Origin of the sequence: Mycobacterium sp. (assembly GCF_049802695.1) — a bacterium.
GTDB lineage: Bacteria > Actinomycetota > Actinomycetes > Mycobacteriales > Mycobacteriaceae > Mycobacterium.
In genome coordinates, this window is the sequence record NZ_JBARMY010000528.1 from 1 (window position 1) to 19,001 (window position 19,001).

Here is a 19,001-nt window from a genome sequence, read left to right on the forward strand (position 1 = left end):
AGCCGGTGCCAAAGCCTGAGCCGGTCCGGCCGGTTCAGCAACCGCCGGCGCCGGCCGCTGCCCCCAGGGAACCCGGCGCGGCGGCGGTGCGCACTATATGGCCCACCGTGCGCGACAAGGTGCGGCAGCGTAGCCGCACCACCGAAGTGATGCTGGCCGGCGCCACAGTGCGCGCGGTCGAGGGCAACACGCTCGTGTTGACACACGAGTCAGCGCCGCTGGCCAAGCGGCTCTGCGAGCAACGCAACTCCGACGTCATCGCCGAGGCGCTCAAAGACGCGCTCGGCGTCAACTGGCGGGTGCGGTGCGAGACCGGCGCACCGGCGCCGACCGTCCTCGAATCGCCAATCGTCGACATAGAGCTCGCTCAGCGAGCCGACGAAGAAAGCATGCTTGCCGAAGCCGGCAGTGACGACGCGTCGTTGCCGCGCCGCGACCCGGAAGAAGCCGCACTCGAGCTGCTGCAGAACGAGCTCGGCGCCCGTCGCATCGACAACGGCTGACCGGAACACCGGCCGGAGCTGTCTGCGTCAGGCGCTTAGGGCTGCCACCAGGGGCGCAGCGGCAGGCAGTTGCTGCCGCGCTCGTCGAGCTTGGCCGCCAGCACGTGATGCAGCTGGATGTTGTTCTTCTCGAAGGCCACCCGCGAAGCCGCCATATACAGACCCCAGATCCTCGCGGTGCCCGGACCGACCTCCTCGACGGCCTCGTCCCAGCGCTCGACCAGGTTGCGACACCAGTCGCGCAGCGTCAACGCGTAGTGATGCCGGAAGTTCTCCTCGTGCAGCACCTCGAAACCAACGTCCTGGATCTCAGAGATGATGCGCCCGGAGCCGGTGAGTTCCCCGTCCGGGAAGACGTAGCGGTCGGTGAAACTGCTGGCGCGGAAGTTGGACTTGTTGTCGGCGCGGGTGATGCAGTGGTTGAGCAGCAAGCCGTCGGTGCGCAATTTCGACATGAGGAAGGCGAAGTAGGCTGGGTAGTTCTTGACGCCGATGTGCTCGGTCAACCCGATCGACGAGACCGCGTCGAACTCGCTCTCCGCAACGTCGCGGTAGTCGGAGTGGCGCACTTCGGCCAGATCGCTCAGGCCCTCGGCCTCGATGGCCTGCTGCGCCCAAGCAGCTTGCTCGGCGGACAGTGTCGCGCCGATCGCGCGGACACCGTGCCGCGCCGCGTACCGAACCATGCCGCCCCAGCCGCAGCCGACGTCGAGCAACCGGTCACCAGGCTGCAGGCGCAGTTTCTCGAAAATCAGGCGGTACTTGTTTTCCTGCGCCTCTTCCAGCGTCGCCTCGGGGTTCGGGTAGACCGCGCAGGTGTAGGTCATCGACGGGCCCAGCACCCACTCGTAGAAGGTGTTGGAGACGTCGTAGTGGTGATGAATGGCCTCGGCATCGCGGGCTTTGCTGTGGCGCAAGCCCTCGGCGAGACGCCGCCAGCGCGGCAGCACTTCCTGCGGCGGTGGGGCGGCCGGAAGCAGATGCTCAAAACCAATCGAGCGGATGACGCTGGCCAGCACCCGTGGCGAGGGCCGATCGAAGTCAAGCTTATCGGCCAGCAGCGTGAGCAAATCATACGGATTACCGGGGTGGACTCCGCGCGCTTCGAGATCGCCCGATATGTAGGCGCGGGCCAAGCCGAGTTCGCCGGGCGCCGTCGCCAGGTATCTGGTGCCACGAGGAGTCAGCAAATTTAGACCCAGCGTGGCGTCCTCGGGCCCGGCGGTGCTGCCGTCATATGCGGTGAACCTCAGCGGCCGCTCGGCGCTGTTGGCAAAGATCGCCAAGATCTCGGCCAGGCTCAACTTGCCGGTCGTTGTGGCCACCGGTTCCCTGATGGTCGTCATCGCCGTTGCACCGCCTTTGCGTAGAGGTCGAGGAGACGCGAATCGGGATCGTAGGTTTTCTTAACCGTGTTATAGGCTTCGCCACCGTAAAGTTCGTCGAATTCCTCACGGGTGTAATAAGAGTCGGAGTACAGCGATTTGTGCCCGTCGAAATCTCCGACTTTCGCCTCGATCAACCGGTTCGTCGCGCCCTCGCTCGAGCCGACCGGCACCGACGACCAGAACCCGACGTTGACGTAGGTGTGGCCAGGCCGGATTGGGTATAGCGGCCAACCGTCGTGATCACGTAACCGCAACGGGCACAACCAAACCGGTTCGATGGGGACGGTGTCGAGGAACCACTGCAAGAACTCCTCGGTCCGTTCGATCGGCACCTCGACGTCTTGCACCACCCGCTCGCGCGGCGGGCGACCGTTGCGCTTCTCGATCCGGTCGGCGACGTTGTATCGCTGATCCAAGGCGATCAGCTTCCAGTAGAAGCTGCTGCGCCGGTATCGCCGCGGCCACCAGCGGCGCAGCCGGGGGCGCTGCGCACCGAACGGGCGTGAGCACCAGAACCAGTCGGTGTCCCAGCGCCAGAAGTAGTCATAGATGGTCAGCCGGTCTTCTTTGCTGCCGGCGTCATGCTGGATCGAGCGGTAATAGATGTGCTGGCCGGTGTAGTCGCTCACCGGGCCGGGGGTGGCGGTCCGCACCCCTACGCACAGATAACTCTCGTCGGCGCTGAACACCACACCGTCGAGGTAGTCGACCGGCTGCCCGTCGAGCCCGCCGGTGTCGATGATGCGGTCCATCGCCGCCACCAGGTCCGCCAACGTCCGGAAACGGACATGCCGTAGCGCCACGAACGGCTTGACCGGCTCCAGCTCGATACGAAGCCGGGTCGAATAGCCGAGCGTGCCATAGGAATTCGGGAAGGCTCGAAACAAGTCGGCGTGCTGCTGCGGTGAGGCCGTGAGGAGTTCTCCGGCACCGGTGAGCACGTCCATCTCCAGCACCGACTCGTGCGGCAAACCGTTGCGGAATGACGCTGACTCGATGCCCAGACCGGTGACCGCTCCGCCGAGTGTGATCGTTTTCAGTTGCGGCACAACCAGCGGCGACAAGCCATACGGCAGAGTCGCGTTCACCAGGTCTTCGTACGTGCACATGCCAGCGACGTCGGCGGTGCGGGTTTCGGGGTCGACCGCGATGACGTCGGTCAACCCGGACGTGTCGAGCCCGGGAGCGTTACTTTTCGCGCGGGCACGAAACAAATTCGAAGTGGGCTTGGCGAGCCGCACGGACGCCGACGCGGGAATGGACCGATAGCTGTCCAACAGCCGCTCGACGCCCGCCTGATGAGCCGTCTGTGCCGACGCAGGAACAAGCACCACATGTACCTTAGTCCCCGACAGCAGCCAACGCACCCGCGCGGCGCGCCGCGTCAGCACACTCACAGCAAAGGAGTCTCGCCTGATGGCACAGGTCAGCGCAGCCAACACCATCCTGATCAATGCGGAGCCCAAAGCGGTGCTGTCCGCCGTGGCGGACTACCAGAACGTGCGTCCGAAAGTGCTGTCGGCACACTATCGCGACTACCAGGTGCTGCAAGGTGGTCAGGGGCAGGGCACGGTGGCCAAGTGGAAGCTGCAGGCCACTAAGTCGCGCGTCCGCGACGTGCAGGCCAGCGTCGACGTTGCCGGTCACACCGTCATCGAGAAAGACGCGAACTCCAGCCTCGTCACCAATTGGACAGTGGCGCCCGCTGGACCCGGTTCCAGCGTCACCCTCAAAACGACGTGGACGGGCGCCGGGGGAGTCAAGGGTTTGTTCGAGAAGACGTTCGCGCCGTTGGGGTTGAAGAGGATTCAATCCGAGGTGCTGGAGAACCTGAAGAAGGAGCTGGAAGGCCCGTCGAGCAGCCAGGCCTAGCGGGTCGCCGCCATCGGGCTAGCGGGCCTGACCCTGTGCTCCCAGAAAGCCAGAGACGCCTCTGGTCACCGCGTCGGCGTACTTCTGCCTGCCGGAGGCGGATTCCATCTGCGCCGAGTCGACCGGATTCTTCATGTTGCCCAGCTCGATCAGGATCGACGGGTACTGCGCCAGGTTGAGGCCGGCCAGGTCGGAGCGTCCGTAAAGGCCGTTCTGGCCGATGTAGGCGGCCGGCGGAATGCCCGACGCCGCGAGTTGGTCGCGCATCACGTGCGCCAGCTGCACCGACGGGCCGGCCTGAGCCTGGTTGAGCGGTGGGGCGGAGTAGTTGACATGGAAACCGCGTCCATTCGCCGGACCGCCGTCGCCGTGCAGGCTGATGACCGCGTTGGGGTGCAGCGCGTTGGCCATTTCGGCGCGTTCGTCGACGCACGGCCCCAACGCATTGTCGTTGCCGCGCGACATCGCGGTCCGTACGCCCAGGGCGTTCAGCTCGGCGCGGACGCGCAGCGCGGTGTCCCAGGTGAAGGTGTGCTCCTGGTAGCCGCTGTCAGTCGAGGTGCCACTGGTCTGGCAGTCCTTGGTGCCACCGCGACCGGTGGGCACCTGACGGCTGATCGACGCGTCGTTGGCGCCGTTGTGGCCGGGGTCGATAAACACGACCATGCCGGCGATCGAGGCGGGAGCGGCGGCCGCTGTGGGAATAGCCGGTGTCGATGCGACGACGAGTATGGCGGTGGTCATCGCGACGCCGACACGCAGGCGAACTGGTACGCGCACCGCGCCACGGTAGCCCGAAGCCGTCTACGCTGGGTGTTTCGAACCGCCGGTTACCCACAGGCGAAACCAAGTCGAGACCACGATGCAAGGGGACTGTCATGCAACCGGGAGGCCCGCCCGACATGTCTGGGTTGCTGGCTCAGGCACAGCAGATGCAGCAACAGCTGATGGAGGCCCAGCAACAGCTGGCCGACGCCGAAATTCACGGGCAGGCCGGCGGCGGCTTGGTCCAGGTAACGGTCAAGGGCAGCGGCGAGGTGGTGGCGCTGACCATCGACCCCAAGGTCGTCGATCCAGACGACATCGAGACCCTGCAGGATTTGATCGTGGGCGCACTGGCCGACGCATCGGGGAAGGTCAACGCGCTGGCGCAGCAGCGGCTGGGGTCGGTTGCCAGCGGCATGGGCAGCGCGCTGGGCCTGCCGGAGTCCTGACTTGTACCGCCATGTTTGAAGGGCCCGTCCAGGATTTGATCGACGAGCTCGGCAAGCTGCCGGGCATTGGGCCGAAAAGCGCGCAGCGGATCGCCTTCTACCTGTTGTCCGTCGAACCACCCGACATCGACCGGCTTACCGCGGTGCTGTCGAGGGTTCGCGACGGAGTGCGGTTCTGCGCGGTGTGCGGCAACGTCTCCGACAACGAGCGCTGCCGGATCTGCGCCGATCCGCGTCGGGACGGGTCGCAGGTCTGCGTCGTCGAGGAGCCTAAAGACGTGCAGGCCGTCGAGCGCACCCGGGAGTTCCGGGGCCGCTATCACGTGCTGGGTGGGGCGCTGGATCCGCTGTCCGGCGTCGGGCCGGAGCAGCTGCGGATCCGCGAGCTGCTGACGCGGATCGGTGAGCGCGTCGACGGCGTCGAGATCGCCGAGGTGATCATCGCCACCGATCCCAACACCGAGGGCGAGGCGACGGCGACCTACCTGATGCGGATGCTGCGCGACATCCCTGGTCTGGCCGTGACGCGGATCGCGTCCGGGCTGCCAATGGGCGGTGACCTGGAGTTCGCCGACGAGCTGACCCTTGGCCGGGCGCTGGCCGGCCGCCGCGCCATGGTCTGAGCTTCCTTTTGCGTCGCGACACTTAAACGTCTGCGACGACATGCCGGTGCGCTTCGCAGTGGCTTAAGTCTCGGCGATGGTGTCGGTGCCGCGTGCCACTGTCTCTCCGTGACCGAAGCGTTTGTGGGCAGCGAAGCCGTCCGGACGGGGAGGCTGAGCGGATATGACCTCCGCACGAAATTCCGGGCTGTCTTTCCCGACGTCTACGTCGCCGACTTCGCCGCGCCGTCCCTTCGATTGCGCTCAGAGGCGGCATGGCTGTGGTCGCAGCGCAGTGGTGTGCTGTCCGGATTGGCGGCCGCGGCGCTGCACGGTTCGGCGTGGATCGACGACGACGAATCCGTCGAGTTGATCTGGCGTAACCCGAACCCGCCTGTCGGCATAGTGGCCCGCAACCAACGAGTCGACGGCGATGAGGTCACTCGGGTAGCGGGTCTGCCGGTTACCACTGTGGCGCGTACCGCCTACGACCTGGGTCGTCACCTACCGCGAACACAAGCAATGGCACGTCTCGACGCCTTGATGCACGCGACGCCGTTCTCGGTTGAGGACGTGTTGCTGTTGGCCAAACGCTACCGCGGTGCCCGCGGGCTGCGGCGATTACGTGCGGCGTTGCCCCTGGTCGACGGCGGCGCTGCGTCTCCTAAGGAGACTTGGCTGCGTCTGGTACTGATCGACGCGGGCCTGCCGATACCGGCAACGCAGATTCCCGTGGTCGAGGGCTACTGGCCGGTGGCCTTCCTGGACCTCGGCTGGGAGCAGTTCAAAGTGGCTGCCGAGTACGACGGCGATCATCACCGCACCGATCGCCGTCAATACGCCAAGGACCAGCGGCGGCTACGCAAGCTGGAACAACTGGGCTGGCTCGTCGTACGTGTGATCGCCGAAGACAAGCCAGACGACATTGTGCGACGCGTCCGCGCCGCGCTTCGTCGCAAGGGGTTTCGCGACGCTTAAGCGTCTGCGTCGCCCATCGGCGTGTCGTCACACGCGGTTAAGTGTCGCGGTCGGCGCAGCCGACTAAGCGCGCAACCGCTCGCGGCGCAGTAACTCCACTTCGGGCAGTTCCAGCGGCGCCAGCTCGCCAACCACCCGGGTCAGCAGAAAATCGGCGAGCTCCGGGTTTCGGGCCAGGCACGGCCCATGCATGTATGTGGCGACGACGCTGCCCTGCACAGCCCCGTCGAAGCCGTCGCCGGCCCGGTTGCCCGCTCCGGTCTTCACCACGCCCAGCGGTGACGCCGCCGCGCCGAGGACCGTGCCGCCGCGGTGGTTCTCGAAGCCGGTCAACGGCCGGCTCAGCCCGGTGAGCAGCGGCTTGCTGACGACCTCGCCGATCGTCCGAACTCGCTGCGGCACCGTGGTCACGTCGAGCAAACCCACACCGTCGACCCGTCCACCCGCCGACGTCTCATACCAGTGCCCGAGCACCTGGATGGCCGCGCAGATGGCCAGCACCGGCGCCCCGCGTTCAGCGGCTCGCTGCAGCCCCTGGTGCTTCACGAGGTGGCGGGTGGCCAGCCGCTGCGCGTAGTCCTCCGCGCCGCCCAGGGTGTACAGGTCGAGGCGTTCGGGGACCGGGTCGGCCAGTGTCACCTCGATGATCTCGGCGGCGATCCCACGCAACCGCAGCCGCTGCCGCAACACCACGGCGTTGCCGCCGTCACCGTAGGTGCCCATGACGTCGGGCAGCACCAGGCCGATCCGCACCGTCGAATCAGTCATGCCGTGGCAACCTCCGCTGCAGCTGCAGGAATGCCGTGTAATTGGCGACGACCTCCACCCGTCCCGGCGGGCAGGACGCGATCGCCGCCACCGTGTCGTGCACGAGGCTGTGCTGCACGCCGGCGTAACCGAGACGCACGGCGAGGTCAGTGCCGCGCTCACCGGCGGCCACTACCGCGGTGTCATCGAGATGCTCGAAGCGCACATCCCAGAGCCAGGACAGATCCTCACCGTCGGGCACCTGTCCGTTGACCGAGATGACGACGCCGGCTGCCTGCTTGTCGACCATAGCCATCGCCTCCTGCCAGCCGGCGGGATTCTTGGCCAGCAGCACCCGCACCTCGTGCTGCCCGAGGGTCACGGTGCGGTAGCGCCCCGCAACCTCGTCGACCGTCGACACCGCGGCCACTGCGGCCGCCGGATCGGCACCTAACGCAACCGCGGCCGCCACAGCCTGGGCGGCGTTACCGCGGTTGACCGCGCCGGGCAGCCTCAGCCGCATCGGCAGGGCCAGCCCATCCGGCCCGTAAAGGGTGTCGTCGTCGAACCACCAGTGCGGACTGGGCCGTTTGAAGTCCGTGCCGGTCGAACACCAGTGGCTTTTGTCGCGGACGATCAGCTCACCGCTGCGCGGGCAGCTCACCGAGTCGGACTGCCAGGTGCCCCCGGCTGCCACCCAGACCACGTGTGCGTTGTCGTAGGCCGCCGACGTCATCAATACGTCGTCGCAGTTGGCGACCACGACCGTCGACGGGTGCCTGGCCAGGCCGGCTCGCAGCGTCCGTTCGATCACGTTGATCTCGCCGACCCGGTCGAGCTGGTCGCGGGACAGGTTGAGCATGATGACGACCGCGGCAGAAATTGCATCCAAGACGTGCGGCACGTGCATCTCGTCGACTTCCAGAGCCGCCAGGTCGGCGTCACGGTTCGCGGCCAGCGCCGCCACCAGACCGGCGTCCATGTTGGCGCCCTCGGCGTTAGAGGCCACCGGTCCCAGGGTCGCAAGAGCTGCCGCGGTCATCCGGGTGGTGGTGGACTTGCCGTTGGTTCCAGTGACGATCACCGTGCGGCGGCCCGTGCCGAGCTGACGCAGGACCGAGCGGTCCAGCGTCATGGCGACCAGTCCGCCGATCATGGCGCCGGCGCCGCGGCCGGTCACCCGCGACGCCCAGCGTGCGCTTGCGCCGACGGCGAGTGCGAGCCGTCCCCGGGTGGTGATCACCCGGGCAGTTTAAGGGCGATCGCAAGCTCGGCGTGTTTTGCCGAGTGCAGCGGGTCGCCCTCGTCGGGTTAAGGGCGATCGCAAGGTCGGCGTGTTTTGCCGAGTGCAGCGGGTCGCCCTTGTCGAGTGAAGTTCACGACACGGCGCGCAGCGACCCGGCGATGTCGGGGCGGCGTGCGATTCTCATGACGTGCGCCATATCTGGGGTCGACCGGCCCGCCAGCCCGACGTGGGCTGGGCGGTCGTCGACGTGGAGACCTCGGGGTTCCGGCCGGGACACGCCAGAATCATCAGCCTGGCAGCGCTGGCACTGGACGTTGACGGGCGAGTGGAGCAATCCGTCGTCAGTCTGCTCAATCCCGGAGTCGATCCGGGCCCCACCCACGTACACGGACTGACCGCGGCCATGCTCGAAGACCAGCCGGAATTCGCCGACATCGCGGGGGACGTGGTCGAACTGCTGCGTGGGCGGACGCTGGTCGCGCACAACATCGCGTTCGACTACGGCTTCCTCGCCGCGGAGGCCGAAATCGCCGACTGCCAACTTCCGGTCGACACCGTCATGTGCACCGTCGAGCTGGCCCGGCGGCTCGAGTTGGGCGTGGACAACCTTCGACTGGAGACACTCGCGGCGCACTGGGGTGTGCCTCAGCTGCGGCCGCACGACGCGTTCGACGACGCCGCGGTGTTGTCCCGGGTGCTCGCGGCAGCGTTGGAGCGGGCGCGTGAACGCGACGTCTGGCTGCCGGTGCGGCCGGTGACGCGTCGCCGGTGGCCGAACGGCCGGGTCACCCACGACGAGCTTCGACCGCTGAAGGTGCTGGCATCGCGGATGCTCTGCCCTTACCTGAATCCGGGCCGGTTCGTCCGGGGCAGGCCGCTGGTGCAGGGCATGCGGGTGGCGCTGGCCGCCGAAGTGCGTCGCACCCACGAGGAGCTGGTAGAGCGGATCCTGCATGCCGGTTTGGCCTACAGCGACAGCGTCGACGGCGAGACCTCGCTGGTCGTATGCAACGAAGCGCGACCCGAGCACGGCAAGGGATACTTGGCCGGCGAACTGGGAGTGCCGGTGGTAAGCGACGCACAGTTCATCGACGGCGTGGGCGCGGTGGTCGGCGGTACCGGCGTCGAGGAGTTCGCCGAAACCGCCTTGAAACAGCAAGCCGAGCAGTTCGCGCTGTTCTGAGAGCCCGTAGTCCGGCAACTGTTGACGGCGCTCTTGCCCTGCGAGATTACCGCTCTAGGGGTGTATCGCTACCCCCCTGGAGGGTGGTCGACTGGGTTCACCGCCGGGTAACCGGCCGAACCATTCAGGCAGCACCACTCATTGGGAGGCTCACTTGATAATTCTCGGCATCATCCTGCTCGTCGCAGGATTTCTGCTCAAGATTTCAATCCTGTGGACCATCGGGCTCGTCCTGGTCGTCATCGGCGTCATCCTAGCGATCATGGGTTCCGCGGGGCGCGCCGTCGGCGGCCGCCGGCACTACTTCTGACTGACCCGTTCCACGTGCTGCACGTCACAAAACGGCGTTTGCAGCGGAGCCGCTCGGGTAATTCGACACGTGTATGAAAGGAGCACCACATGCCTGGATGGGAATGGATTTTGATCACGGCGTGCGTCGTCATCGTGGTCGCCGCAGTGCTCGTCGCGGCAAGCTTCGCCAGCCGTCGCAAGAGAACGGAGCGACTCAAGCAGCACTATGGTCCCGAGTACGAGCGTCTGGTATTCGAAACCGGCGACCAAAAGGCCGCCGAGACCGAACTCACTGCCCGGGAACGCAAGCGGCACCAGTTGAACATCGTTCCGTTGACGCCGTCAGCACTCTCGGACTTCACCACCCGCTGGCACCAGGTCCAGACCGGGTTCGTCGATAATCCGGCAACCGCCGTCGGCGTCGCCGATCGTTTGGTGACCGAAGTGATGCGGGAACGGGGCTATCCCGTTGACGACTTCGACCAGCGGGCAGCCGACCTCTCGGTAGATCACCCGGAGATCGTCGACAACTATCGCGCCGCGCACGACATTCATCTGTCGCAGCAGCACGGCGATGTCAGCACCGAGCAGCAGCGGAAGGCGTTCGTGCACTACCGGGCGCTGTTCGAGAAGTTGCTCAAGAGCAGCACAGACGACCACTCGTCAAAGGAGGCAAGCGCATGACAACACACGATCGTCAAACCGAGATGACCGGTTCGTACGACGAGTCGCAGTCCGGGGTCGCGGAAACGCCACCGGTGAGCCGTCACACGGCGCCGGCGGGTCAGGCCGACCCACCGACCGCTTCAACCGAACCGCCACTGCCGCCGAGCGCAGCGTCGCCGGCCGTCGGGCAGGAGCAGAACCAAAGGTCCTCGTGGGTCGCACCGGCGGATGCCTCGACCGGCTCCGAGACCCCTTCCGGCGGATCAGCACCGGGTGCCGAGGCTGCGGTATCTGGGGAGGCCGTCCCAGCGGAGCAGTCGAGCGCGGAACCCGAACCATCAACAGAAGAAGCGCTGTTCGCCGACGACGAGCTCGCGGGACTGCGTGCGCGGTGGTCCGGCGTGCAAGCGGCCTTCGTCGATGATCCCAAAGAATGCGTTCAGAAGGCCGACGTACTGGTCTCGGATCTGGTTGACCAGCTCACGACTGGTTTTGCCCGCGCGCGTTCGCGTCTCGAAGAACAATGGGCTCGCGGCGAGCAAGCGTCTACCGAAGACCTCCGGCTGGCCCTCATGCACTACCGTGAATTCTTCGAGCGGCTGCTCGCGGTGTAACGCCGCCAAGCCGGCGTGCCGCATCAGATACAGATCAGCCGCTACCGGGCAGCTCGATTGACCGCCGACACCACCGCGCGCAGCGACGCGGTGGTGATCGACGGCGCGATGCCCACGCCCCAAACCGTCCTGCCGCTTATCGAAGCTTCGACATAGGCGGCGGCCTGCGCGTCTTCACCACCGCTCATGGCGTGCTCGGAGTAGTCGAGCACGGCGACCTCGAAGCCGACGTGGCTCAGCGCGTCGACGAACGCCGCCAGCGGACCGTTGCCCGAACCGCTGATCTCGGTCTCGGTCCCGTTGATCTTGACGGTCGCGGCGATCCTGGTGACACCGCTGTCCTCCTCGGCGGCGTCGACCCGCTGCTTGATCCGCTCCAGCGGAACCACCGGTGCCAGATACTCCTCGGCGAACGCTCCCCACATCTCCTTCGGTGTGACCTCGCCGCCTTCGCCCCCTGTGCCCTCTGCGATCTTTTGGATCACGCCGCTGAATTCGATCTGCAGCCGCCGCGGCAGCGCCAGGCCGTGATCGGCCTTCATGATGTAGGCCACCCCACCTTTGCCGGACTGTGAGTTGACCCGGATCACCGCTTCGTAGGTACGGCCGACGTCGCGCGGGTCGATCGGCAGGTACGGCACCTGCCACAACATGTCGTCGACGTCGCTGTCGGCTTCGTCGGCGGCGACCTTCATCGCGTCCAGGCCCTTGTTGATGGCGTCCTGATGACTGCCAGAGAACGCGGTGTACACCAGATCACCGCCGTAGGGGTGCCGTTCGTGCACCGGCAACTGGTTGCAGTACTCCACAGTCCGGCGGATTTCGTCGATGTTGGAGAAGTCGATCTGCGGGTCGACACCGCGGGAGAACAGGTTTAATCCCAGCGTCACCAGGCACACATTGCCGGTGCGTTCGCCGTTGCCGAACAAGCAGCCCTCGATCCGGTCGGCGCCTGCCTGGTAGCCCAATTCAGCTGCGGCGACGGCAGTTCCACGGTCATTGTGCGGATGCAGGCTCAGGATCACCGAGTCGCGACGGGCCAGGTTGCGGCTCATCCACTCGATCGAGTCGGCGTAGACGTTCGGGGTGGCCATCTCCACGGTGGCCGGCAGGTTGAAGATGATCGGGTTGTCCGGCGTGGGCGCAACGATGTCACCGACCGCGTCACACACCTGTACGGCGTACTTCAACTCGGTGCCGGTGTAGGACTCCGGGGAGTACTCGAATCGCCACTGTGTGTCGGGGTACCTGGCCGCCGCTTCGACGCACTTGCGGGCGCCCGCGGTGGCGATCGCCAGCACGGCGGGCCGGTCCGCCCGGAATACCACGCGGCGCTGCAGGATCGACGTCGAGTTGTAGAAGTGCACGATCGCCCGCGGTGCGCCCGCGCATGCCTGAAAGGTGCGCTCGATCAGTTCCGGACGGCACTGGGTCAGCACCTGGATGGTGACGTCGTCCGGAATGACGCCTTGCTCGATGATCTCGCGGGTGAAGTCGAAGTCGGTCTGGCTGGCAGACGGGAATCCGACCTCGATCTCCTTGTAGCCCATCCGGATGAGCAGCTCGAACATCCGGCGCTTGCGGGCCGGGCTCATCGGGTCGATCAGCGCCTGGTTGCCGTCGCGCAGGTCGACCGCGCACCACATCGGCGCCTTCTCGATGACGCGATCGGGCCAGGTGCGGTCGGCCAGTCCGACGGCTTCGACTTCCTCGGCGAACGGTCGATACCGGCTGACCGGCATCGACGAGCCACGCTGAGCGTTCCATGCGGGCTGACCCGGGTTGGGCGAACCCGCGGGTTGGGTGATGCTACGAGCCGAGGTGAACGCGTCAGACGAATATGCCGACGGTTTGGAGAAAGTAGCCACGGTGTTTGCTCCGGAGTTGAAGGGGGACTTCAGACCGGCGCATCGCGAAAGCCCGCGACGGGAAGCCGGTCTGGATCAGGCCCCGCCGCGGCGTCCGAGAAGGAGCACCCACTGCACGAGCCGCATTCTACCGTCTCCACCGCCGCTACCAAAACCGCTGGTTCAAAGGTGGCGACGACAGTGTCGCGCGGTGGCAGCCGGGGTATAGCCGTTGCGTCCGCAATCTGACGATTTCACGGAGGAACAATGTCCGATCCGACACCGCCGGTCGTCCCATCTCCGGCGTCCCCCACCGACGCTCGCGTCACTCCGGACACCGCAGGTTCGCCGGTAACCGGCCACGGCAGCCGGGCAGCGCACATGGAGCGGCAGGCCGCAGCGGTAGGCGCCGTGGCAGCAGCAGTCTTGCTGATCGTCGCCGGCACGGTGCAGCTTCTCGAAGGTATTTCGGCGGTTGCAGCCGACGACATTGTCGTCGTTGGTCCGCAATACATCTACCAATGGAACGCCACCGGCTGGGGAGTGGTCCACATCGTGATCGGTGCGCTACTCATAGCCGTCGGTGTTGCATTTCTGAGAGGACGGACGTGGGCGCGTCTCACCGCGATTGTGCTGACTGCACTTTCCATCGTCGCTAATTTTCTCTGGCTGCCGCATAACCCTTGGTGGTCGGTTTTGATCATCGCTTTGGACGTTTTCTTGATCTGGGCATTGGCTACCTGGCACCGGTCAGAGCCGTCGGCTCCACCTCAAGGATGAGCCGGCTCGGCTGCTGATGCCGCTGCCATGTCGTGAAGTGTCACCTTGAACTGCATCGTCCGGTAGGGCCAGCCGACCCCGGTGTGCCACTGCGACACGACCAGTCCGACGCCGCCTTGCACATCCAGTCGAGAGCCCGGCAGGACGTAACCGCCGTACAGTTGAGCGACCTGATTCTTGGACAGATCTTGCCTTTCCCAGCTCGTCCCGGTAACCGGAGTTTGAACGTCCGCGTCGCAAAGCTTGGCGGTCGGTGACGCGATCACGCGGTATCCCAATGCATACGCCGAGGACAGGAAGCCGCCCAGAACCCACCTGCCGGTGCCCAGGCGGCGCAGGGTCAGCTCGCCCCAGGTCTCGTTGGGCGGCGTGATCGGCGTGGGTTCGTTGTCCCATCCCCACTGATGGTCAGCTCGACCCCAGCCCGAGTACTTCGTGATGTCGCCGATGTTCTTCGGAAGCACGCGCCGCAGGATCACGCCTTTGTCGCGCCGGAAGCCGGTCGAGACGATGTACACCCAACCGTCGTCAGGGTTGAAGTCCCACGACCATAGTTGGGCGTACCCGTGGTGCAGCGTCCCGGGAAAGACCGCTTTCCGCCCCGTCTGTTGCCAGAGGACACCGTCGTCGACGGAGGTCCAGATTTCGGTCCACACGATGTTGCCGAAACCGCGGTTGACGAGGACGTGCAGGTACATGGTCTGTCCGACGACCAGTAGGTCGGAAGGAATGACAGTGCTGATGCCGCCGCGGCTCCACGGCGCATCGTCGTGGACATAGGGCCACAACTGGTGCGCGTAATCCGGGTCCGCGCCGCCGGCTTTCCGGTAAGTGATGCGGTCGTCGGCGTCGCCGGTGCCGATCAGGACGACCGGCGACCGCCAATCGCCGTGCCCGACAGCGGAACCGGAGAAGGTATCCCCGAAGACGGATACTAAGTCGCCGTTCGGCGCCAGTACCGAGACGCCGAGGTCGGCGCATGTGACGCCCCACCGGTGGGTGATGCCCGGGCCGGTCAGATCGCCCAGATAGCCTTCGGCAGGCCCGTCTGCCGGCACCGCTGCGGCACCAGGGCTCGACCTGAGCCCGCCGGTTTCATCGTCTCGACGACGGTCGGACGAATAGCGCATCAAAACCCATCTTGCCCGAACAGCGGCTCGGTCCGCGCAAGTATTCTGTTCTGGACTCAACACCCACTCCCAGGACTGACAAGGACAACAGTGGCGCTCGTCGTGCAGAAGTACGGCGGATCTTCGGTGTCGGACGCCGACCGGATCCGCCGTGTCGCCGAGCGCATCGTGGAAACCAAAAAGCAAGGTAACGACGTCGTCGTGGTCGTCTCGGCCATGGGTGACACCACCGACGGCCTGATGGAGCTGGCCCAGCAGGTGTGTCCGGCACCGCCGGCCAGGGAACTGGACATGCTGCTGACCGCTGGCGAGCGGATCTCGAACGCGCTGGTGGCGATGGCCATCGAGTCGCTGGGCGCGCAGGCCCGGTCGTTCACCGGCTCCCAGGCCGGTGTGATCACCACCGGCACCCATGGCAACGCGAAGATCATCGACGTCACTCCGGGCCGGCTGCAGACAGCACTCGACGAGGGAAAGATCGTGCTGGTGGCCGGCTTTCAGGGGGTCAGCCAAGGCACCCGGGACGTCACCACGCTGGGCCGCGGTGGCTCGGACACCACCGCGGTGGCTTTGGCCGCCGCGCTGGGCGCCGACGTCTGCGAGATCTACACCGACGTGGACGGCATCTTCAGCGCCGACCCGCGGATCGTGCCCAACGCCCGGCGCCTGGACACGGTCACCTTCGAGGAGATGCTCGAGCTGGCCGCATGCGGCGCCAAGGTTTTGATGCTGCGCTGCGTGGAGTACGCCCGTCGCTACAACATTCCGGTGCACGTCCGGTCGTCGTATTCGGACAAGCCGGGCACCGTCGTTGCCGGATCGATTGAGGACAAGCCAGTGGAAGATCCCATCCTGACCGGCGTCGCGCACGACCGCAGCGAAGCCAAAGTGACCATCGTCGGGCTGCCCGACATCCCCGGCTTTGCGGCCAAGGTGTTCCGGGCGGTGGCCGACGCCGACGTGAACATCGACATGGTCCTGCAAAACGTCTCCAAAGTGGAGGACGGCAAGACCGACATCACCTTCACCTGCTCGCGCGACGCCGGCCGTACCGCCGTGGAGAAGCTCGATTCACTGAAAGACGAAATCGGCTTCACCCAGATTCTTTACGACGACCACATCGGCAAGGTGTCGCTGATCGGCGCGGGCATGCGTAGCCATCCCGGCGTGACGGCCACCTTCTGCGAGGCGCTGGCCGCGGTGGGGGTCAACATCGACCTGATCTCCACCTCGGAGATCAGGATTTCGGTGCTGTGCCGAGACACCGAACTGGACAAGGCCGTCGTGGCGTTGCATGAGGCTTTCGGGCTCGGCGGCGACGAACAGGCCACCGTCTACGCGGGAACGGGCCGGTAGATGGGGCGCCGTGGCCTGTCTATCGGCGTGGTAGGCGCCACCGGTCAGGTGGGCCAGGTGATGCGTTCGCTGCTCGACGAACGCGACTTCCCGGCGACCAATGTCCGATTCTTCGCCTCCGCGCGCTCCCAGGGCCGCAAACTGCCGTTTCGCGGGCAGGAGATCGAAGTCGAAGACGCCGAGGCGGCCGACCCGACTGGTCTGGACATCGCATTGTTCTCTGCCGGAGCGGCGATGTCGCGTGTGCAGGCACCCCGGTTCGCCGCCGCTGGGGTGACGGTGATCGACAACTCCTCGGCGTGGCGCAAAGACGCCGAAGTTCCGTTGGTGGTCTCCGAGGTGAATTTCCGTCGGGATGCGCACAACCGGCCGAAGGGCATCATCGCCAATCCCAACTGCACCACAATGGCCGCGATGCCAGTGCTCAAGGTGCTGCACGACGCGGCCCGGCTGGTTCGGATCGTGGTCTCCACCTATCAGGCCGTGTCGGGCAGCGGTCTGGCTGGTGTGGCCGAGTTGACCGGGCAGGTGCGCGCGGTCGTCGACGATGCTGAACAGCTGGTGCACGACGGCAACGCCGCGCAATTTCCGACGCCGCAGACCTACGTCGCTCCGATCGCGTTCAACGTGGTGCCGATGGCCGGCTCTCTGGTCGACGACGGATCCGGTGAGACCGACGAAGATCAGAAGCTGCGCAACGAGAGCCGCAAGATCCTCGGCATCCCCGATCTGCTGGTCAGCGGGACCTGTGTGCGGGTCCCGGTGCTCACCGGGCATTCGCTGTCGATCAACGCCGAGTTCGCCGAGCCGCTCTCCCCGCGACGGGCCTGCGAGCTGCTTGACCGCGCTCCCGGCGTGAAGCTGGTCGACGTGCCGACACCGCTGGCCGCCGCGGGTGTGGACGATTCACTGGTCGGCCGGATCCGGCAGGACCCCGGTGTGCCCGATGGGCGTGGGCTGGCGTTGTTCGTCTCCGGTGACAATCTGCGCAAGGGGGCGGCGCTGAACACGATCCAGATCGCTGAATTGCTGGCCGCCGAGCTGTGACCCGCGGGTGACCAAGCCGCCCGCCCGCCGGGCCGCGCGGCGTTCATCCGTGATCGCTGCCTTTCTTTTTGTTGCGGCACAAGAATTTTCGCTAGCGCATGCCGATCCGCCCGCCCCGATGCCGGAACCCGTGTTGTCGCAACTCGCCCCGGGGGAGGTGATCCGGATCGGGCCGACGGCCGGAACCGGGACGCCCACCGGCGATTACGGCGTCGGCGCCACCGATTTGTGTGTTTTCGTGGAGTTCCCGAGCGAACTGTTGCAGATCTGCGGCGACAGTTTCCCCGGACAAGGGGTGGGCTTCGGTCGCGACTACGCCCCGGTCGCGCTGCGGGTCGATACCGACTCGGTCGACGACCCCGATGGAGTCCGCTACACCGGTGTCACCGGTGTCGGGCAACCGCTGCTCGCCGAGCCGACACCGCCGGGCGCGTCTCAGTTGCCGGCCGGCGTCGTGCAGATCAACCGGCAGAACTATCTGCTGGTCACCACCGCCGCTGCACTGGTTCCGCAGACGTCCCGGCTGGTGAAAGTTGAAGCCGGGCAAGGTCGTTGGGTCACCGTCACCGGGTCGCGACGCGCCGCCTCCTATCAAGGCGGAGCGCAGTCGCAAATCAGCGGGTACTACGACCCGATCCCGACCGCTGACTCCAGCAGCGGCTGGGTGTACATCGTCGCTGACGACTTCGACCGCAGCCAACCGGTGAGGTTGTACCGGGTGGCACCGGAGAACTTCACCGACCGCTCGCGATGGCAGGGTTGGGCGTCGGGACTCGACGGTGGCTGGAACAAGCCCGCAACTCCGTTGTGGCCCGACATGGTTGGCGAGATGAGCCTGCAGCAGGTCGACGGTAAGTCGGTGCTGTCGTACTTCGACGCCAGCACCGGTGACATGGAGGTACGGGTGGCTCACGATCCGACGTCACTGGGCGCCGCGCCGGTGACCACCGTTGTCCAGCACGACGATTGGCCTGAGCCGGCGGAAAGCCTGCCGCCCCCGTATGACAATCGCCTCGCCCAGCCGTACGGCGGTTACATCTCGCCCGGCTCGACGCTCGACGAGTTGCGGGTTTTCGTCAGCCAATGGCACAACAGCGATCCCCGCGAAAGCGGCCCGTACCGGGTGATCCAGTTCGCCGTCAATCCGTATAAGCCCGAGTAGCCGACCGGTTCGCCGGGGACCGTCTGCTTCATAGCTGTTACATAACCGGCGCATAGGCCGAGCTATTGGTTGCCGCCGCATCATTCAAAGCATGAGTGAAATACCAGAAACCCCCACTGTGCGGACCACCGCCACCAACCCGCCGGCCACCGGAACTGCGGTGCCGGCCAAGCCGTCCAGGCTCTACCAAGTCGCCGCCTGGGTCGTGATCGTCGCAGGCATCTTGTACATCGTCACGACGATCTTCTTCGCCGGCTTCAAGCTTGCCGGTCACCACGGTCACCACCACCACGGGCATCACCCGAACGCCATGGTTCACCACCACCGCGGGCCGGGCGGGGGTCCGCACGGCGGACCCGGCGCGCCGATCGGACC

The 19,001-nt window shown here is 66.1% G+C and carries 19 protein-coding genes and 2 pseudogenes; 14 read left to right on the forward strand and 7 right to left on the reverse strand.

From position 1 onward, the window contains the following. Nucleotides 1–503, forward strand: a pseudogene (locus WA317_RS20790) (DNA polymerase III subunit gamma/tau); the annotation flags it as partial. A 35-nt stretch (nucleotides 504–538) separates the two neighbouring features. On the opposite strand, the gene WA317_RS20795 reads toward WA317_RS20790, so the two are convergent. Both WA317_RS20795 and WA317_RS20800 read right to left on the reverse strand, forming a co-directional pair. Then, complete coding sequence (locus WA317_RS20795; protein WP_425174823.1) at nucleotides 539–1,849, reverse strand: class I SAM-dependent methyltransferase; 1,311 nt, start codon at nucleotides 1,847–1,849, stop codon at nucleotides 539–541. Then, the gene (locus tag WA317_RS20800) at nucleotides 1,846–3,225 is read right to left on the reverse strand and encodes an FAD-binding oxidoreductase (protein WP_425174839.1); all 1,380 of its coding nucleotides are present in this window, start codon (nucleotides 3,223–3,225) and stop codon (nucleotides 1,846–1,848) included. The genes WA317_RS20795 and WA317_RS20800 overlap by 4 nt, the downstream gene beginning before the upstream one ends. Nucleotides 3,226–3,307: 82 nt before the next feature. Here WA317_RS20800 and WA317_RS20805 point away from each other — a divergent pair, with 82 nt between their 5' ends. Then, nucleotides 3,308–3,763, forward strand: coding sequence for an SRPBCC family protein (locus WA317_RS20805; RefSeq protein WP_425174824.1), 456 nt, complete (start codon nucleotides 3,308–3,310; stop codon nucleotides 3,761–3,763). Between the two features lie 18 nt (nucleotides 3,764–3,781). Here the strand turns inward: WA317_RS20805 and WA317_RS20810 are convergent, their stop codons facing one another. Next, on the reverse strand, nucleotides 3,782–4,507 hold the full coding sequence (locus WA317_RS20810) for an Rv3717 family N-acetylmuramoyl-L-alanine amidase (protein ID WP_425174841.1): 726 nt from the start codon (nucleotides 4,505–4,507) through the stop codon (nucleotides 3,782–3,784). Nucleotides 4,508–4,641: 134 nt separating this feature from the next. On the opposite strand from WA317_RS20810, the gene WA317_RS20815 reads away from it, so the two are divergent. From WA317_RS20815 to WA317_RS20825, 3 genes are all read left to right on the forward strand, one after another. Then, complete coding sequence (locus WA317_RS20815) at nucleotides 4,642–4,977, forward strand: YbaB/EbfC family nucleoid-associated protein (protein WP_425174825.1); 336 nt, start codon at nucleotides 4,642–4,644, stop codon at nucleotides 4,975–4,977. An 11-nt stretch (nucleotides 4,978–4,988) separates the two neighbouring features. Then, a complete protein-coding gene (gene recR, locus WA317_RS20820; protein WP_425174826.1) occupies nucleotides 4,989–5,600 on the forward strand; it encodes a recombination mediator RecR in 612 nt (203 codons plus the stop codon). Between the two features lie 108 nt (nucleotides 5,601–5,708). Beyond that, a complete protein-coding gene (locus WA317_RS20825; RefSeq protein WP_425174827.1) occupies nucleotides 5,709–6,557 on the forward strand; it encodes a hypothetical protein in 849 nt (282 codons plus the stop codon). 63 nt (nucleotides 6,558–6,620) lie between these two features. Here WA317_RS20825 and WA317_RS20830 read toward each other — a convergent pair whose 3' ends face one another. Together WA317_RS20830 and WA317_RS20835 are read right to left on the reverse strand one after the other, a co-directional pair. Next, entirely contained in the window at nucleotides 6,621–7,325 is a 705-nt protein-coding gene (locus WA317_RS20830; protein WP_425174828.1) for a type 1 glutamine amidotransferase, read from the reverse strand. Further along, on the reverse strand, nucleotides 7,318–8,547 hold the full coding sequence (locus WA317_RS20835) for a MurT ligase domain-containing protein (RefSeq protein WP_425174829.1): 1,230 nt from the start codon (nucleotides 8,545–8,547) through the stop codon (nucleotides 7,318–7,320). The genes WA317_RS20830 and WA317_RS20835 overlap by 8 nt, the downstream gene beginning before the upstream one ends. Before the next feature lie 190 nt (nucleotides 8,548–8,737). Between WA317_RS20835 and WA317_RS20840 the strand changes: the two genes are divergently transcribed. The 4 genes from WA317_RS20840 (at nucleotide 8,738) to WA317_RS20855 (ending at nucleotide 11,304) form a co-directional block, all read left to right on the forward strand. Beyond that, a complete protein-coding gene (locus WA317_RS20840; protein WP_425174830.1) occupies nucleotides 8,738–9,733 on the forward strand; it encodes a DEDDh family exonuclease in 996 nt (331 codons plus the stop codon). A gap of 154 nt (nucleotides 9,734–9,887) precedes the next feature. Next, the gene (locus tag WA317_RS20845; RefSeq protein WP_425174831.1) at nucleotides 9,888–10,043 is read left to right on the forward strand and encodes a DUF6131 family protein; all 156 of its coding nucleotides are present in this window, start codon (nucleotides 9,888–9,890) and stop codon (nucleotides 10,041–10,043) included. Between the two features lie 89 nt (nucleotides 10,044–10,132). Next, nucleotides 10,133–10,708, forward strand: a complete 576-nt coding sequence (locus WA317_RS20850; protein WP_425174832.1) for a hypothetical protein — start codon at nucleotides 10,133–10,135, stop codon at nucleotides 10,706–10,708. After that, entirely contained in the window at nucleotides 10,705–11,304 is a 600-nt protein-coding gene (locus WA317_RS20855; RefSeq protein WP_425174833.1) for a hypothetical protein, read from the forward strand. The genes WA317_RS20850 and WA317_RS20855 overlap by 4 nt, the downstream gene beginning before the upstream one ends. A 41-nt stretch (nucleotides 11,305–11,345) precedes the next feature. Here the strand turns inward: WA317_RS20855 and leuA are convergent, their stop codons facing one another. Beyond that, nucleotides 11,346–13,172 (reverse strand): 2-isopropylmalate synthase, encoded by a 1,827-nt coding sequence (gene leuA / locus WA317_RS20860; protein WP_425174834.1) that lies wholly within the window; start codon nucleotides 13,170–13,172, stop codon nucleotides 11,346–11,348. A 360-nt stretch (nucleotides 13,173–13,532) separates the two neighbouring features. Here leuA and WA317_RS20865 point away from each other — a divergent pair, with 360 nt between their 5' ends. Next, the gene (locus tag WA317_RS20865) at nucleotides 13,533–13,931 is read left to right on the forward strand and encodes a DUF7144 family membrane protein (RefSeq protein ID WP_425174842.1); all 399 of its coding nucleotides are present in this window, start codon (nucleotides 13,533–13,535) and stop codon (nucleotides 13,929–13,931) included. Here WA317_RS20865 and WA317_RS20870 read toward each other — a convergent pair. Next, on the reverse strand, nucleotides 13,922–15,061 hold the full coding sequence (locus WA317_RS20870) for a DUF4185 domain-containing protein (RefSeq protein WP_425174835.1): 1,140 nt from the start codon (nucleotides 15,059–15,061) through the stop codon (nucleotides 13,922–13,924). The two genes, WA317_RS20865 and WA317_RS20870, sit on opposite strands and share 10 nt — an antisense overlap. A gap of 90 nt (nucleotides 15,062–15,151) precedes the next feature. On the opposite strand from WA317_RS20870, the gene WA317_RS20875 reads away from it, so the two are divergent. The 4 genes and pseudogenes from WA317_RS20875 to WA317_RS20890 all read left to right on the forward strand — a co-directional run. Continuing rightward, nucleotides 15,152–16,417 (forward strand): aspartate kinase, encoded by a 1,266-nt coding sequence (locus WA317_RS20875; protein ID WP_425174836.1) that lies wholly within the window; start codon nucleotides 15,152–15,154, stop codon nucleotides 16,415–16,417. After that, on the forward strand, nucleotides 16,418–17,464 hold the full coding sequence (locus WA317_RS20880) for an aspartate-semialdehyde dehydrogenase (RefSeq protein WP_425174837.1): 1,047 nt from the start codon (nucleotides 16,418–16,420) through the stop codon (nucleotides 17,462–17,464). Nucleotides 17,465–17,582: 118 nt separating this feature from the next. After that, nucleotides 17,583–18,626, forward strand: a complete 1,044-nt coding sequence (locus WA317_RS20885; protein WP_425174838.1) for a DUF4185 domain-containing protein — start codon at nucleotides 17,583–17,585, stop codon at nucleotides 18,624–18,626. A 91-nt stretch (nucleotides 18,627–18,717) separates the two neighbouring features. Continuing rightward, a pseudogene (locus tag WA317_RS20890) lies at nucleotides 18,718–19,001 on the forward strand (hypothetical protein); the annotation flags it as partial.

Excerpts from the sequence above, each read along its gene's own strand:
- WA317_RS20795 (WP_425174823.1), bottom strand. The coding sequence starts at position 1,849 with ATGACGACCATCAGGGAACCGGTGGCCACAACGACCGGCAAGTTGAGC.
- WA317_RS20805 (WP_425174824.1), top strand. The coding sequence starts at position 3,308 with ATGGCACAGGTCAGCGCAGCCAACACCATCCTGATCAATGCGGAGCCC.
- WA317_RS20810 (WP_425174841.1), bottom strand. The coding sequence starts at position 4,507 with ATGACCACCGCCATACTCGTCGTCGCATCGACACCGGCTATTCCCACA.
- WA317_RS20815 (WP_425174825.1), top strand. The coding sequence starts at position 4,642 with ATGCAACCGGGAGGCCCGCCCGACATGTCTGGGTTGCTGGCTCAGGCA.
- recR (WP_425174826.1), top strand. The coding sequence starts at position 4,989 with ATGTTTGAAGGGCCCGTCCAGGATTTGATCGACGAGCTCGGCAAGCTG.
- WA317_RS20830 (WP_425174828.1), bottom strand. The coding sequence starts at position 7,325 with ATGACTGATTCGACGGTGCGGATCGGCCTGGTGCTGCCCGACGTCATG.
- WA317_RS20850 (WP_425174832.1), top strand. The coding sequence starts at position 10,133 with ATGCCTGGATGGGAATGGATTTTGATCACGGCGTGCGTCGTCATCGTG.
- WA317_RS20855 (WP_425174833.1), top strand. The coding sequence starts at position 10,705 with ATGACAACACACGATCGTCAAACCGAGATGACCGGTTCGTACGACGAG.
- WA317_RS20865 (WP_425174842.1), top strand. The coding sequence starts at position 13,533 with ATGGAGCGGCAGGCCGCAGCGGTAGGCGCCGTGGCAGCAGCAGTCTTG.
- WA317_RS20870 (WP_425174835.1), bottom strand. The coding sequence starts at position 15,061 with ATGCGCTATTCGTCCGACCGTCGTCGAGACGATGAAACCGGCGGGCTC.
- WA317_RS20880 (WP_425174837.1), top strand. The coding sequence starts at position 16,418 with ATGGGGCGCCGTGGCCTGTCTATCGGCGTGGTAGGCGCCACCGGTCAG.
- WA317_RS20885 (WP_425174838.1), top strand. The coding sequence starts at position 17,583 with ATGCCGGAACCCGTGTTGTCGCAACTCGCCCCGGGGGAGGTGATCCGG.